This is a genomic window from Rhodanobacter sp. 7MK24, assembly GCF_014842995.1.
GTDB lineage: Bacteria > Pseudomonadota > Gammaproteobacteria > Xanthomonadales > Rhodanobacteraceae > Rhodanobacter_A.
The window spans coordinates 17,448-31,482 of record NZ_JACYXL010000007.1; the positions used below are offsets into that span (position 1 = coordinate 17,448).

Consider the following 14,035-nt stretch of genomic DNA (forward strand, 5'->3'; position numbering starts at 1 on the left):
CATACGAATGCAGGCTGGCATGGCGCCGGGTATCTGCTAGCCTCCGTGGCTTGACCGATTTAGACGTCCATCGCCCATCAGGCCCACGCATGACCAGCACACCGCTCCGCCGCACCAAGATCGTCGCCACCCTTGGCCCCGCCACCGACGCACCCGGAATGCTCGAAAGCATCATCGCCAACGGTGTCGATGTGGTTCGGCTCAATCTCTCGCACGGCCAGCCGGACGACCACCGCGTCCGGGCCGCCGCGGTCCGGGCCGCCGCCGCGGCAGCGGGTCGCGAGGTGGGCGTGCTTGCCGACCTGCAAGGCCCGAAGATCCGTGTGGAGAAATTTGCGAATGGTCCGATCCAGCTCGAGGTTGGTCGGCCATTCGTGCTGGACTGCCGCGCCGACGCGCCGCCCGGCGACATCGATCGCGTGGGCGTGAGCTACCTCGGCCTGCCGCAGGACGTGCGCTCCGGCGACGTGCTGCTGCTGGACGACGGCCTGGTGGCGCTCACCGTCAACGAGGTCGTCGGCACCGAGGTGCGCTGCACCGTGCTGGTGGCCGGCAAGCTCTCCGACCGCAAGGGCCTCAACCGTCAGGGTGGCGGCCTTTCCGTCTCCGCGCTGTCGGACAAGGACAAGGCCGACATCAAGCTCGCCGCCGAGATCGGCGCGGATTTCCTCGCCGTCTCCTTTGTGCGCTCGGCCGCCGACATGCATCTCGCGCGGCGCCTGCTGGAAGAGGCCGGCGGCAGCGCCGCGCTGGTGTCCAAGATCGAGCGTGCCGATGCGATCCCCGTGCTGGGCGAGATCATCGACGCCTCCGACGTGGTGATGGTGGCGCGCGGCGACCTGGGCGTCGAGATCGGCGACGCGGAGCTGCCTGGCCTGCAGAAAAAGATCATCCGCGAGACGGTGCAGCGCAATCGCGCCGTCATCACCGCCACGCAGATGCTGCAATCGATGGTGCGCTCGCCCATCCCCACCCGTGCCGAAGTGCTGGACGTGGCGAACGCGGTGATCGACGGCACCGACGCGGTCATGCTGTCCGAGGAAACCGCCGCCGGTGCCCACCCGGACAAGGCGGTGGCAGCCATGGCGCGCATCTGCCTGGGCGCCGAACGCCAGTTCGAACCCAAGGAAGACCTGGCCAACGTCAGCCACCACCTCAGCCGCACCGACCAGGCGATTGCACTGGCTGCGATGGTGCTGGCTGCCCAGCTCAACGTGCGCGCGATCGTGGCGCTCACCGAATCCGGCGCCACAGCGCAATGGCTGTCGCGCTATCGCAGCGCGATACCGATCTACGGCCTGTCGCCCTTCGCGGCCGCGCGCCGGCGTATGCAGGTGCTGCGCGACGTGCGCGCGGTGGAATTCAGCCATGGCGAGAACCAGAGCATGGCCGCCTCCACCCGCGCCGCGGTGCGCCTGCTGTTCGCGCAGGGCAAGCTGGTCGAGGGCGACAGCGTGGTCATCACCTACGGCGACCGCGTCGGTCACGTCGGTGGCACCAATACGCTCAAGCTGCTTTCAGTGGGCGCGGGCGGCGCGGTGGACAATATTCGCGATCTTTGACGAGTGGCGGAAACCGCCGGGGAAGGATAAGGATGAAGACTTCTCTGTACACGGTCCTGTGCATCGCAATCCGCTTGGGTGCGGTGCTGATGGCGGTGGGACTGCTTGAGTCAGTGCCCTTGTTCCTCTGGAACTTGAATTCCAGTGACGGGCGGTTTGCAAAACTCGCCCTGGTGTTGACCGCATCGGGTCTGGCGATTGCGTTCGTGCTGTGGCTGAAGCCCGGAGTGTTGGCTTGGTGGGCTTCTTCGGGGCGCAGCAAAGGTGAAGTGTTCGAGAGCCATATCGAAGCCAACCAAATCCAGCACATCGCGTTATCTGTTCTGGGTGTCTGGCTGGCTATTTCCGGATTTGCCAGCATGACGTCGCTGGCAATCCAGCTGGTGAGGCTGCACCTTCAAATCGAAGGCTATTCGGGAGCGCAGATACCCGGTGCGGTTCTGGGCAACCTGAGCCGCGCTCTGGTGACAACCGTGGCGGGCGTAGCCTTGGCGTTGGGGTCACGTGGACTGGTCGGCTTGCTGTACCGCTTGCGCGGCTATCCGACTCAGCCGGCAGTGGCTGGTGGTGACGACGAAATCACGCCGCGCGACTAGACTGTCGCCGTCCCCAACCCCATCGGAGCATCCGTCATGCACTCACGCGCCCCACGCCTGGTCCGTTCCCTGCTGCTGGTGCCGGCGCTGCTCTGCGCCGCGTCTGCGTGGGCGCAGTCCAATCACCGGATCGATCCGCAGAACCTGTACCACTACTGGATCCGGCTCAACACCAAGGTGGATACGGACCTGCCCAATTCGGGTCTCAACCTGGACAAGCCGGGTTGCGCCGCGGTGACCTACACCATCGGTTCCGACGGCGTACCGATGAACGTGCAACTGGCCAAGCTCGTGCCCAGGAGCGACCTGGGCAACGCCGCAGTGACCGCGGTGAAGAACTTCCGTTATGGCCCCTCGCTCACCAATCGCATTGGCCAGCCCATCGACACTTACTACGTTGTGCCGTTCAACTCCCCCGACGGTGCGGACGGCATGCAAAAGGTGATGGAGCCCTGCAAGTTGCCCGGCTACGGGCAGTAATCGGCGTCCCCAGGGCGGTTTCGCTATAATCCGCGGTCTTCCATCCCGTCGCCCGTCCGGGCGGCATCCACCTTTAGCGGGCGGATTACGCCTCGTTGCACGGAGTCGTCATGAGTATTGAAGATCTCGAAAGCGTCGCCCTGGCCATGGTGGCCCCCGGCAAGGGCATCATCGCCATCGATGAGTCGACCAACACCATCAAGAAGCGCTTCGAAGCCGTCGGCATCGAGAACACCGAGGAAAACCGCCGAGCCTATCGCGAGCTGCTGCTCACCACGCCGGGGCTCGGCGAGCACATCTCCGGCGCGATCCTGTATGACGAGACGATCCGCCAGTCCACCAAGGACGGCGTGCCTTTCACCCAGCTGATGAAGAAGGCCGGCATCATCCCCGGCATCAAGGTCGACAAGGGTCCGGTGCCGCTGGCCGGCTTCCCCGGCGACGTGGTCACCGAGGGTCTCGACGGTCTGCGTGAGCGTCTCGCCGAATACGTGAAGCTGGGTGCTCAGTTCGCCAAATGGCGTGCGGTGATCAACATCTCCGAGGAGAACCCGAGCTCCACCACCATCGAGGCGAACTGCCACGCGCTGGCGCGCTATGCCGCGCTGTGCCAGGAAGCCGGCCTGGTGCCGATGGTCGAGCCGGAAGTGATCATGGACGGCGACCACACCATCGAGGTCAGTTACGAAGTGCACGAAGCCGTGCTGCGCAGCCTGTTCAACGCGCTGTACGAGCAGAACGTCATGCTGGAAGGCACCATCCTCAAGGTCAGCATGGTGATCCCCGGCAAGGAATCGTCCGAACAGGCCGACGTCGAGGAAGTGGCCGAAGCCACCGTGCGCGTGCTGAAGACCTGCGTGCCGGCTTCGCTGCCGGGTATCGTGTTCCTCTCCGGCGGCCAGACCGACGAGCAGTCGACCGCACACCTCAACGCCATGAACCGCATCGGGCCGCATCCCTGGCCGCTGTCGTTCTCCTATGGCCGCGCCATGCAACAGGCAGCGCTCAAGCTGTGGGCCAAGGACATGAAGGCCAACTACGCCGAAGCACAGAAGACCGTGCACGCGCGCGCCAAGGACAACGGCCTGGCCGCGCTGGGTCGCTGGAACGGCTGAAGGGCGCGTTCCTGCGATCGTCCATGGTCGTGAGAGTGAAGCAGGCAGCCATCCGTGGCTGCCTGGCGCAAGAAAACGGGCGCCTCGCGGCGCCCGTTTTGCTTTTGCCTGATAAGGAATTTCAGAAGCGGTACTCGGCGCTCACCGAAAAAATGTGGGTGCCGATGTCGTAGCCGTGCTTGTTCATCGAGTAGTAGTCGAAGTTCGCACCCACGCTCCAGTGCTTGTTGAAGTCGTAGCCGGTGCCCAGACCGCCGTACCAGCCGAGCGATTCCTCGCTGCCGCGGTACGTTGCCGAGCCCAGATAGGAATCGTTGACCGAGAGCGTGGCTTTCAGCTTCCACTGGAAGCCGCCGGTGCGCGCCGACATGTACCAGTTGTCGTTGAAGTTGAAATGACCATCGAGGCCAAACGTCCAGCCGTCTGCCTTAAGTTTGGCGTGGTCGCCGTAGCCATCGGTCGAGCTGAGGCTGCCCAGATTGGTATAGCCGGCTTCGAAGCCGATGAGGCCCTGGTCGCGCCAGCCTGCGTTGAGGATGAAAGCGGTGTTGCTATCGGTGCCCGAAAGGCCATCGACCGTGGCCTTGTAGTGGGCAGTGCCGGCGCTGCCGTCCACGAACCAGCCATTGGTCTGGTCGGCGTGGGCGGCGGTGGCGAAGAAGCCACAGGTTGCGGCAACGAGCGGAAGCAGTTTCTTGTACATGTAGGGATTCCTTGTGCCCTGAAAAATTGTCGTGTCGCTTCGTTCCGCGACCGCGGAATGTTAAGAGCACGTTTACCGGGCTTCAAGGACCGTTAAATGAAGGAAGGGCGCCTTGCGGCGCCCTTCGCGGTTGCATCCGGCATTGACGATCCGGTCAGAAGCGGAATTCCGCGCTGGCCGAGATCATGTCGGTGCTGAGATCGACGTTGTGCTTCTTGGCGTCGTAGTAGTCGTAGTTCAGGCCGACGCTCACGTTTTGCGTGATGTTGTAGCCGATGCCGGCACCGGCATACCAGCTGTTGTCGCTCAGGCCCTTGTTGATCGGATTGACGTCGTTGCTCATACCGTGGCCGGTCCAGCTGTAAAGGCCGGCGCGGCCGCTGAGGTACCAGCTCGGGCTGAGGTCAAGATGGGCGTTGGCACCGGCAGTCCAGCCGTGCAGCTGCGACTTGCCCGGAGCGACCACCGGCTGGTTATTGAAGATGTTTTTCGCGCGGATGTTGCCCAGATCGTTGTAGCCCACTTCCGCGCCCAGCTGGAAGTTCGGCGACAGCGCCCAGCGATAGCCGCCATCGATCGCGTAGCCGGTGTCGTGGCCGTTGTCGTACGGGCCCTGGTTGATGGCGGTGCGGCCGACATTGCCGTTGAGGAACCAGTTGTTGCCATCGGTCGGTGCGCTCTGCGCGAAGGCGGCAGGAATGGCCAGCAGGCTGCTGGAGGCGAGGGCGAGGGCGAGGGCGAGCAAGGTCTTCTTCATGGAGAGTCTCCTGTTATTGGGAAGGCGGCGGCCGGTCGTCGGGGAAGGGAGCGGCGCCGCATGCCAGGATCCGGGGAGAACCAGGCACCCTACTTGGATGGCGGCTCGGCCAGAAGATTCAATACTCATTAGTACATTATTAAGTAACGATTAACTTTCACGCCAATGGCTTGCCTGTAAAGGAAAACGGGCGCCAGTGGCGCCCGTTCCGGATCATGCTGCGGAGCCAGAAGACTCAGAAGCGGTATTCCGCGCTCAGCGAGTACTTGCTGGTGGCCAACTGCACGCGCTGTACGCCGTTGTCGGAACCGGCGTAGTAGTCGTAGTTCAGGCCCAGGCTCCAGTTCTGGCTGAGGTTGTAGCCCACGCCGGCTCCGGCGTAGTACTTGGTGCGGTCGTACTGGCGAAACTCCGGGTTCGTCCCGTTGGTGATGCCCTCGCCCTGGGCATAGAACAGGCCGCCACGCAGCTCGCCGTACCAGTTGGGGGTGAAGCTGTGACGCAGATCCAGGCCGGCGGTGCTGCCGCGCAACTTGGACTTGCTGTTGCCGGCGATCTGGTCGGCGTACTGGCTCTGGGCAGACAGGCGACCCAGGTACTGGTAGCCCACTTCCACGCCCAGTGACGTCTCCGGGGTGATCGCGAAGCGGTAACCGCCCTTCACGCCGCCAGCGAACTTGCCGTCGTCATAGGGACCCTTGCTGACATTGGCGTAACCGGCATCCGCGCTGACGTACCAACCTTGCTGGGTGGCGGTGGCGGGAGCCTGATCCTGGGCGAAGGCAGCCGGTACGGCCACAAAGCCGGCAGCAGCCAAGGTGAGAGCGAGCACAGTCTTTTTCATGGGGGAATTCCTCTTGTTATGGTCAGTCCGTGGGCCTTGGGGAAAGGGTGGCCACGGCTCGGCACCAGCTCGTAGGCGGCGCCGGACCATTAAATGAGGAGGTGGCTGAAGGAATTCAATACCGACCAGTTCATAATTAAGTGCAGGTTAATGTCAAGAAGCCAAGCGATGCCAATAGGGGCAATCGCGCGACAGCTTCAGCCGGATCGGCGACAATGCGTGCTTTTCGCCGCAGCCAGTCCCGGAGAACGCCCCATGACCACCCGCCGTCAACTTGCCAATGCCGTGCGCGCCCTTGCCATGGATGCCGTACAGAAGGCCAATTCCGGCCATCCCGGCATGCCGATGGGAATGGCTGACATTGCCGAGGTGCTCTGGAACGACTTCCACCGGCACAATCCGGCCAATCCGCACTGGTTCAACCGCGACCGTTTCATGCTCTCGAACGGTCACGGCTCGATGCTGCAGTACGCCGTGCTGCACCTCTCCGGCTATGACCTGCCGATGAGCGAGCTGGAACGCTTCCGCCAGTTGCACTCGAAGACCCCGGGCCATCCCGAGGCGCATCACACGGTGGGCGTGGAAACCACCACCGGTCCGCTGGGCCAGGGCATCGCCAACGGCGTGGGCTTTGCGTTGGCCGAGAAGGTGCTGGCCGAGCGCTTCAACCAGCCGGGCTTCGATATCGTCGACCACCACACCTGGGTGTTCTGCGGTGATGGCTGCCTTATGGAAGGTGTCTCGCAGGAGGCGATCTCCCTGGCGGGCACCTGGAAGCTGGGCAAGCTCACCTTGATCTATGACGACAACAACATCTCCATCGACGGCGAGGTGCCGGGCTGGTTCACCGACGACACCGCGATGCGCTTCGAGGCCTGCGGCTGGCACGTGATCCGCGACGTGGATGGCCACGACGCCGACAAGATCAAGGCCGCGCTGGTCGCCGCCAAGGCGGAAACCGCCAGGCCCACGCTGGTGATATGCAAGACCATCATCGGCTTCGGCGCCCCGCACAAGGAAGGCACCGAAGCCTGTCATGGCTCGGCACTGGGCAAGGACGAAGTGGCCGCCGCACGCGACATGCTGGACTGGCGCTCCCCGCCGTTCGAAATTCCCGCCGAGATCTATGCCGGCTGGGACGCAAAATCTGCCGGCGCGAAACACGAGGCCGAATGGAACGCGCTGTTCGATGCCTACGCCAAGGCGCACCCCGATCTGGCGGCCGAACTGAAGCGCCGCCTTGCCGCGGAGCTGCCCACGGACTGGACCGTGAAGTCGCAGGCCTGGATCGACAAGCTGCAGGCCGAAGGCCCGGACGTGGCCAGCCGCAAGGCCTCGCAGATGACGCTGGATGCCTACGGCCCGCTGCTGCCGGAACTGATCGGCGGCTCGGCCGATCTCGCCGGTTCCAACCTCACGATCTGGAAGGGCTCGGTCAGCGTCACCGAAACCAGCCCCAACGCCAACTACATCCACTCCGGCGTGCGCGAGTTCGGCATGACCGCGATCGGCAACGGCCTGGCGCTGCATGGCGGCTTCATTCCCTACGACGCCACCTTCCTGGTGTTCTCCGACTATGCGCGCAATGCGGTGCGCATGAGCGCGCTGATCCCGGCGCACTCCATTCACGTCTATACCCACGACTCGATCGGCCTGGGCGAAGACGGCCCCACCCACCAGCCGGTAGAGCACCTGGCCAGCCTGCGCTATATCCCGAACAACCGCGTGTGGCGCCCCTGCGACGCGGTGGAGTCGGCTGTGTCGTGGAAGGCGGCGATCGAGCGCAAGGACGGTCCGTCCTGCCTGGTGTTCTCGCGCCAGACGCTGAAGCACCAGCAGCGCAGCGCGCAGCAGGTGGCCGACATCGCGCGGGGTGCCTATGTGCTCTCGGATCCGGCGGACACGAAGTTCAAGGCCATCCTGATTGCCACCGGTTCCGAAGTGGAATTGGCGATGGAAGCGATGCGCACGCTGGCGCAGCAGGGCTTGCCGGTACGCGTGGTGTCGATGCCATGCACCGAGACCTTCGATGCCCAGCCGCTGGAATACCGCGAAGGCGTGCTGCCCGGCTGGTGCCGTGCGCGCGTGGCGGTTGAGGCTGCCGTCATCGATTTCTGGCGCAAATACGTGGGCCTGGACGGCGAGGTTGTCGGCATGACCACCTTCGGTGCCTCGGCCCCGGCGGAGCAGTTGTTCGACTACTTCGGCATCACCGTGACGAACGTGGTCGACGCGGTGAAACACGTCGCTGGCTGATAGGCGGGGAATTTCCCGAACAAAAACGCCGCGGTCTCCGCGGCGTTTTTGTCAGTCGAGGAAGGCGTTACGCCAGCATCTCGGCGAGGTGGCCCGGATCGCTGGCCAGCGCCTGCGCGCCGGCCAGCTCCAGTTCCTCTCGGCTGCCGAACCCCCATAGCACACCGATGGCGCGTACGCGGTTGGCCAGCGCGCCTTCGATATCGAAGCGGCGGTCACCGACCATGGCGGCCTGCTCGGGGGCGACGCCAAAATCGGCTAGCGCGGCGGCGATCATCGAGGCCTTCTCGCTGTGCGGGCTCGCCGGGTCGGGGCCGTACAGGCGTGCGAACGTGTCGCCGAACGGCAGGTTTTCGAGGATGGGACGTGCATGGCGTTCGGGCTTGCTGGTGACTACGGCCAGGGGGTGGCCGGAAGCATGCAGGCGCTCGATCGTCGTCGCGATGCCCGGATAGATCGCGTGTTCGCGCCAGCCCAGCGTGGCGAAGCGCTCGTGGTAGTAATCCACGGCCGCTTCGACGCGCTCGGCGTCATGGTCCAGCAGCGGCGCGAAGCCGTGCCGTAGCGGCGGCCCGATCCACGAACGCAGCTCGGCCGGCGCCGGCACGCCCAGCTTGTCGAAAGCGTAGCGGATGCACGCGGTAATGCCGGGCTCCGAATCGATCAGCGTGCCGTCGAGGTCGAACAGGCAGAGGGTCACTGGCCGGAGCGCGCCTTGAGAGCAGCCACCGCCGGCAGCTCCTTGCCTTCGAGGAACTCGAGGAACGCACCGCCGCCGGTTGAGATGTAGGAGATGTCCTTCTCGATGCCGTACTTGTCCACCGCGGCCAGCGTGTCGCCGCCGCCGGCGATGGAGAACGCCCTGGATGCCGCGATCGCGCGTGCCAGCGTCTCGGTGCCCTTGCCGAAGGCGTCGAACTCGAACACCCCGACTGGGCCGTTCCACACCACGGTGCCAGCCTTGGCGATCAGCTCGGCGTAGCACCTGGCCGTCTCCGGTCCGATGTCGAGGATCATTTCGCCTTCGCGCACCTGGTCCACCGCCTTCACCGAGGCCGGTGCGTTGGCGGAGAACTCCGGTGCCACCACCACGTCCACCGGCAGCGGTACTTCTGCGCCGCGGCGCTTGGCGTCGGCCAGGACCTTCTTTGCGGCGTCGAGCAGGTCGGGCTCGACCAGCGAGTTGCCTACCGAATGACCCATCGCGGCGATGAAGGTGTTGGCGATGCCGCCACCCACGATCAGCTGATCGACCCTGCCGATCAGGTTTTCCAGCAGGGTGAGCTTGGTGGAAACCTTGGAGCCGGCCACGATCGCCAGCAGCGGGTGCGCGGGATTTTCCAGCGCCTTGCCCAGCGCATCCAATTCGGCACAGAGCAGAGGGCCGGCGGCAGCAACCGGTGCGTACTTGATCACGCCGTGGGTGGAAGCCTGTGCGCGGTGCGCGGTGCCGAAGGCATCCATCACGAAGATGTCGCACAACGCGGCATATTTCTTCGACAGGGCTTCGTCGTCCTTGCCCTCGCCGACGTTCATGCGGCAGTTCTCCAGCACCACCACCTCGCCGTCGGCGACGGGAACGCCGTCCAGGTAGTCGCGAACCAGCCGTACCGGCTTGCCCAGCTTGTCGCCCAGCCATGCTGCCACCGGTGCCAGCGAGGACGCCTCGTCGAACTGGCCTTCCTTTGGTCGGCCCAGGTGCGAGAGCACCATCACCTTCGCGCCGGCGTCGCGCGCGGCCTTGATCGTCGGCAACGCGGCATCGAGGCGCTGGGTGGAGGTGATGCGGCCGTGGTCGTCGATCGGCACGTTGAGGTCTTCGCGGATCAGCACGCGCTGGCCGTGGAGGTCGAGGTCGCTCATGCGCAGGACGGTCACATCAAAGCTCCGGTGGTAACGATGGGCCGCCAGGGCGGCTGGAATCGCCCATTTTCCCGCCCCCCGGGAGGGGATGCAAATTAAACTGCGGGTTTTCCGCAGCGGGCAGGTGCCATGACCTCAGGACTCGTGCTGTACGGCTATTGGCGCTCAAGCGCTGCCTATCGCGTGCGCATCGCGTTGAACCTCAAGGGGCTGGGCTACCAGAACCGTCCCGTGCATTTGGTGAAGGACGGTGGCGAGCAGCACGCGTCGGCGTACGCCGCGATGAACCCGCAGCAGCTGATACCAAGCCTGCGTGACGGCGACCGGACGCTGACGCAATCGCTGGCGATCATCGAATACCTCGAAGAACTCCATCCCGAACCGCCCTTGCTGCCAGTTGATGCGCGCGGTCGTGCGCAGGTGCGGGCAATGGCGCAACTGGTGGCCTGCGACATCCATCCGCTGGGCAATCTGCGCGTGTTGCAATACCTGGAGAGCGAGCTGGGCGCCGACGAGGCGCAGCGTGGCGCATGGTCGCGGCACTGGATCGCCACGGGCTTTGCGGCGCTGGAAGCGATGCTGGCGGACAATGCGGCCACCGGCGGTTTCTGCCATGGCGACACGCCAGGCATGGCCGATGCCTGCCTTATTCCACAGGTATACAACGCGCGGCGCTGGAAGCTGCCGCTGGACGACTACCCGACGATTCGCCGCATCGATGCGGCCTGCAGTGAACTCCAGGCGTTTCGCATGGCCGCGCCGGAAGCGCAACCGGACGCGCCCGCCGTGCAAGGGTGACTGCGCGGTATCCACCTGGAAACAAGCGGCGGTGCGGGCAACGCAATCGGCAGGGCGGTGGCTACGACAAGATGCTGCTTAGAGGCATGTCTCGACCGCTCCATGCGATTGCTACCTGCTGCGTTTTCGCGGGGGGGCATCGGTGCCACCGGCACGGATCGTATGGCGTGCGGGGGCATTACCGATTGAATGCCGAATGGTCGGTGCGGCGGCGAGTTCGCGTGCGCATGGTCGATCCATGTCAGCCGTCGCATCGAGGTCTTCCCCCGGCATCGAGGAACACGGCGTCGCCGTGTCGAACCTGGTGCGCGCTGAGTGCCGAGCTTCGGCCGGGTCAAGGGCGCGGGGCGGCGGTGCGCGCCCCGCGACTTGACGCCTGGGTCTAGAACCCCATCCCGTAAGGATCGTTGCTGCCGCCCATCAGTGCGTTGTCGCCTGCACCGCCGCCCTCGGCGAGGCGGATCTTCAGCGCCAGGCCATCGCGGGAGTCGGCCTTGTTGAGCGCCTCGTCGAGTTCGATGCGGCCTTCCTTGTAAAGCCGGTACAGAGACTGGTCGAAGGTCTGCATCCCCTCCTGCAGGCTGCGATCCATCGCTTCCTTGATGTCATGCACCTGTCCGCGGCGGATCATGTCGCGGATCAGCGGGGTGTTCAGCAGCACTTCCACCGCGGGCAGGCGGCGGCTGTCCTTGCCGATCACGAGGCGCTGGCTGATGACGGCCTTGAGGTTCAGCGCCAGGTTCATCAGCACGTTCTTGTGCGCCGATTCGGGGAAGAAGTTGAGGATGCGCTCCAGCGTTTGGTCGGCGTTGTTGGAGTGCAGGGTGGCCAGGCAGAGATGTCCCGTTTCGGAGAAGGCGATGGCCGCCTCCATCGTATCGGTGTCGCGGATCTCGCCGATCATGATGACGTCCGGCGCCTCGCGCATCGCGTTCTTCAGCGCCTCGTGGTAGCTGTGCGTGTCCAGCCCCACCTCGCGCTGGTTGACGATGGAGCGCTTGTGCCGGTGCAGGTATTCGATGGGATCCTCGATGGTGAGGATGTGGCCGGCCGAATTGGTGTTGCGATGGTCGAGCATTGCCGCCAGGGTGGTGGACTTGCCCGAGCCGGTAGCGCCCACCACCAGGATCAGCCCGCGCGGCTCCATGATGAGCTCGCGGAAGATGGGTGGCAGCTGCAGTTGCTCGACGTTGGGGATCTCGCTCTTGATCGCGCGGATCACCATGCCCACTTCGCCGCGCTGCTTGAACACGTTGATGCGGAAGCGGCCGGCTTCCTTCACCGCCAGCGCCATGTTGAGCTCCAGATCGCGCTCGAACTGCGGTACCTGGCCCTCGTCCATCAGCGAGTAAGCGATCTTCTTCACCATGCCGCCCGGCAAGCCGGTGTTGCCCAGCGGGTAGAGCTTGCCCTCGACCTTGATGTTCACCGGTGCGCCGGTGGACAGGAACATGTCCGAGGCGCCCTTGTCGACCATCAGCTTGAGGAAGTAACCGATATCCACGCCAGATCCCCTGTTTGTTTTCGTTGCATTGAGCGATTGCGCACGCCCACAATACGCCCAGAAGCTTAATCAGGAATGCGTGATGGTGCACATCCTCCCTTTATCGGCCCGGAATGCGACAGAATTGAGTAAGTCAATCCGATTGCCAGCCCTGTCGGCCTTGCTGGCCGGTGTGCTGCTGCTGGCCGGTTGTGCCAGCGTCCCTCCGCCGAATGAGGCGATGAACCAGGCGCAGGTGCAGTTGCAAGCGGCGCGCGATGCTGGAGCCCCCGACTACGACCCGGTGGACCTGGGCTTCGCACAAGACAAGTTCCAGCAGGCGCAGGCCGCCATGGCCGACCGCAAGTATGCGCTGGCGGCCGATCTGGCAGCCGAATCGCGGGCGGACGCCGATCTGGCGCGTACCAAAGCCAACCTTGGTGCCGCACGGGCCAAGATCCAGGACAAGATGAATACCAATGCCGAGCTGCGCGAGCAGGGCGCGCAGGCCGCCGCCGCGGCTGCCGCCGAATTCGCCAAGCCGCTGCCGGTACCGGCAGCCGCTGGTTCGGCACCCGCGCCCGCGGCTTCCGGCGCGATGCCTCCCGCCTCCCCGATGGAAGACATGCCGGCACCATCGGCCTCGGCGCTGGCGCCCCCGCCGTCTTCGTCGCAGGATTCCAACGCAACGCAGGGCTTCCAGCCCGCGGGAGGCCAGCAATGAAGCGCCTCGCCATCGCACTCACTGCCGGCATGATCGCGCTCGGCATCGCCGGTACGGCCCAGGCCCATCGCGACGACATCGACGTCAGCCGGCTGACCGGCAACCTCAACCAGCTTTCCAGCGATCCGGTGTTGGGCAACTACGCCCAGGCCGAGCAGTCGTTGGCCCGTAATGCCATTGCCCAGCTCGCCCAGGCCGACTCGCATGACCGGCCGCACGCGCTGTACATGGCTGAGCGTCTGGTAGACACGGCCCGCGCTTCTGCCCAGCTGCAGGACGCCCAGATGAAGCTGGCCCAGTTGGATCGCGAGCATGACCAGATCCAGTTGGAGAACACTCGTCGCGAGGCGGAGACGGCGCAACGCGAACTGGAGCGCCAGCGCCTGCTTAACCAGATGGCACAGGAGGAAGCGCAGCGTTTGCAGGAGCAGGGCGAGGCCTATTCGATGGCGGCCCAGCAGGCCCAGGCCGAGGCGGCCAAGGCCAAGAAGCTGGCCGAGGCGCAGAGCCGGGTGGCCCGTTCCGCCAAGCGTGAGGCTGACCTTGCTGCCAAGGCCGCCAAGGCGATGCGTGCGCAGATGCAGCAGCAGGACGCCGGCGGCAAGCCTTGATCCAGCGTGTTGGCTGGCGGTCGCGGAGGGTGTGCTGTTTTTGGGCTGCGCACCGCCGTGGCTTCTTAGTTCTTGATGCGGATTTCACGCAGCCTTAGCGGCTCGCCACGGGCGATGCCATATGGGCTTGCGGCACTTTTCCCGGGGGAGTAGGGTCGAACCCATGGAGCCGTTCCGCTCCATGCCCGCCGGTCCGAACCATGCCCCACTTTTTCGCCAGCTTCACACCCGCCACCGGTTTGC

14 protein-coding genes are annotated in these 14,035 nt (G+C 64.9%); 8 read left to right on the plus strand and 6 right to left on the minus strand.

Annotated features, from left to right (window positions below; all coding sequences use genetic code 11):
* Positions 1-89 precede the first annotated feature (89 nt).
* The 4 genes from pyk (at position 90) to IHE49_RS12235 (ending at position 3,753) form a co-directional block, all read left to right on the plus strand.
* The gene (gene pyk / locus IHE49_RS12220) at positions 90-1,562 is read left to right on the plus strand and encodes a pyruvate kinase (protein ID WP_192158264.1); all 1,473 of its coding nucleotides are present in this window, start codon (positions 90-92) and stop codon (positions 1,560-1,562) included.
* Between the two features lie 32 nt (positions 1,563-1,594).
* The gene (locus IHE49_RS12225; RefSeq protein WP_192158266.1) at positions 1,595-2,158 is read left to right on the plus strand and encodes a hypothetical protein; all 564 of its coding nucleotides are present in this window, start codon (positions 1,595-1,597) and stop codon (positions 2,156-2,158) included.
* A gap of 36 nt (positions 2,159-2,194) precedes the next feature.
* The gene (locus IHE49_RS12230; protein ID WP_192158268.1) at positions 2,195-2,638 is read left to right on the plus strand and encodes an energy transducer TonB; all 444 of its coding nucleotides are present in this window, start codon (positions 2,195-2,197) and stop codon (positions 2,636-2,638) included.
* 110 nt (positions 2,639-2,748) lie between these two features.
* Positions 2,749-3,753 (plus strand): class I fructose-bisphosphate aldolase, encoded by a 1,005-nt coding sequence (locus tag IHE49_RS12235; protein ID WP_192158270.1) that lies wholly within the window; start codon positions 2,749-2,751, stop codon positions 3,751-3,753.
* Between the two features lie 121 nt (positions 3,754-3,874).
* Here IHE49_RS12235 and IHE49_RS12240 read toward each other — a convergent pair whose 3' ends face one another.
* The 3 genes from IHE49_RS12240 to IHE49_RS12250 all read right to left on the minus strand — a co-directional run bounded on the left by IHE49_RS12240 (position 3,875) and on the right by IHE49_RS12250 (position 6,057).
* On the minus strand, positions 3,875-4,456 hold the full coding sequence (locus IHE49_RS12240; protein WP_192158272.1) for an outer membrane beta-barrel protein: 582 nt from the start codon (positions 4,454-4,456) through the stop codon (positions 3,875-3,877).
* Positions 4,457-4,610: 154 nt separating this feature from the next.
* Positions 4,611-5,213 (minus strand): porin family protein, encoded by a 603-nt coding sequence (locus tag IHE49_RS12245; protein WP_192158274.1) that lies wholly within the window; start codon positions 5,211-5,213, stop codon positions 4,611-4,613.
* Between the two features lie 235 nt (positions 5,214-5,448).
* On the minus strand, positions 5,449-6,057 hold the full coding sequence (locus tag IHE49_RS12250) for an outer membrane beta-barrel protein (protein WP_192158276.1): 609 nt from the start codon (positions 6,055-6,057) through the stop codon (positions 5,449-5,451).
* Between the two features lie 255 nt (positions 6,058-6,312).
* Between IHE49_RS12250 and tkt the strand changes: the two genes are divergently transcribed.
* Complete coding sequence (gene tkt / locus IHE49_RS12255) at positions 6,313-8,313, plus strand: transketolase (RefSeq protein WP_192158278.1); 2,001 nt, start codon at positions 6,313-6,315, stop codon at positions 8,311-8,313.
* A 67-nt stretch (positions 8,314-8,380) separates the two neighbouring features.
* On the opposite strand, the gene IHE49_RS12260 is transcribed toward tkt, so the two are convergent.
* Together IHE49_RS12260 and IHE49_RS12265 are read right to left on the minus strand one after the other, a co-directional pair.
* A complete protein-coding gene (locus tag IHE49_RS12260; protein WP_192158280.1) occupies positions 8,381-9,013 on the minus strand; it encodes an HAD hydrolase-like protein in 633 nt (210 codons plus the stop codon).
* Entirely contained in the window at positions 9,010-10,191 is a 1,182-nt protein-coding gene (locus IHE49_RS12265) for a phosphoglycerate kinase (RefSeq protein WP_192158282.1), read from the minus strand. The genes IHE49_RS12260 and IHE49_RS12265 overlap by 4 nt, the downstream gene beginning before the upstream one ends.
* A gap of 114 nt (positions 10,192-10,305) precedes the next feature.
* Between IHE49_RS12265 and maiA the strand changes: the two genes are divergently transcribed.
* Positions 10,306-10,974 carry a maleylacetoacetate isomerase gene (gene maiA, locus IHE49_RS12270; RefSeq protein ID WP_192158284.1) on the plus strand — a complete coding sequence of 223 codons (669 nt, stop codon included), beginning with the start codon at positions 10,306-10,308 and terminating at the stop codon, positions 10,972-10,974.
* 382 nt (positions 10,975-11,356) lie between these two features.
* Here the strand turns inward: maiA and IHE49_RS12275 are convergent, their stop codons facing one another.
* Complete coding sequence (locus IHE49_RS12275; RefSeq protein WP_192158286.1) at positions 11,357-12,478, minus strand: PilT/PilU family type 4a pilus ATPase; 1,122 nt, start codon at positions 12,476-12,478, stop codon at positions 11,357-11,359.
* 124 nt (positions 12,479-12,602) lie between these two features.
* Here IHE49_RS12275 and IHE49_RS12280 point away from each other — a divergent pair, with 124 nt between their 5' ends.
* Both IHE49_RS12280 and IHE49_RS12285 read left to right on the plus strand, forming a co-directional pair.
* The gene (locus IHE49_RS12280) at positions 12,603-13,181 is read left to right on the plus strand and encodes a DUF4398 domain-containing protein (protein ID WP_225578416.1); all 579 of its coding nucleotides are present in this window, start codon (positions 12,603-12,605) and stop codon (positions 13,179-13,181) included.
* The gene (locus IHE49_RS12285; RefSeq protein WP_192158288.1) at positions 13,178-13,792 is read left to right on the plus strand and encodes a hypothetical protein; all 615 of its coding nucleotides are present in this window, start codon (positions 13,178-13,180) and stop codon (positions 13,790-13,792) included. Before IHE49_RS12280 ends, IHE49_RS12285 begins: the two co-directional genes overlap by 4 nt.
* Positions 13,793-14,035: the final 243 nt, after the last annotated feature.

Excerpts from the sequence above, each read along its gene's own strand:
- IHE49_RS12245 (WP_192158274.1), bottom strand. The coding sequence starts at position 5,213 with ATGAAGAAGACCTTGCTCGCCCTCGCCCTCGCCCTCGCCTCCAGCAGC.
- tkt (WP_192158278.1), top strand. The coding sequence starts at position 6,313 with ATGACCACCCGCCGTCAACTTGCCAATGCCGTGCGCGCCCTTGCCATG.
- IHE49_RS12235 (WP_192158270.1), top strand. The coding sequence starts at position 2,749 with ATGAGTATTGAAGATCTCGAAAGCGTCGCCCTGGCCATGGTGGCCCCC.
- IHE49_RS12240 (WP_192158272.1), bottom strand. The coding sequence starts at position 4,456 with ATGTACAAGAAACTGCTTCCGCTCGTTGCCGCAACCTGTGGCTTCTTC.
- IHE49_RS12285 (WP_192158288.1), top strand. The coding sequence starts at position 13,178 with ATGAAGCGCCTCGCCATCGCACTCACTGCCGGCATGATCGCGCTCGGC.
- maiA (WP_192158284.1), top strand. The coding sequence starts at position 10,306 with ATGACCTCAGGACTCGTGCTGTACGGCTATTGGCGCTCAAGCGCTGCC.
- IHE49_RS12250 (WP_192158276.1), bottom strand. The coding sequence starts at position 6,057 with ATGAAAAAGACTGTGCTCGCTCTCACCTTGGCTGCTGCCGGCTTTGTG.
- IHE49_RS12225 (WP_192158266.1), top strand. The coding sequence starts at position 1,595 with ATGAAGACTTCTCTGTACACGGTCCTGTGCATCGCAATCCGCTTGGGT.
- pyk (WP_192158264.1), top strand. The coding sequence starts at position 90 with ATGACCAGCACACCGCTCCGCCGCACCAAGATCGTCGCCACCCTTGGC.
- IHE49_RS12230 (WP_192158268.1), top strand. The coding sequence starts at position 2,195 with ATGCACTCACGCGCCCCACGCCTGGTCCGTTCCCTGCTGCTGGTGCCG.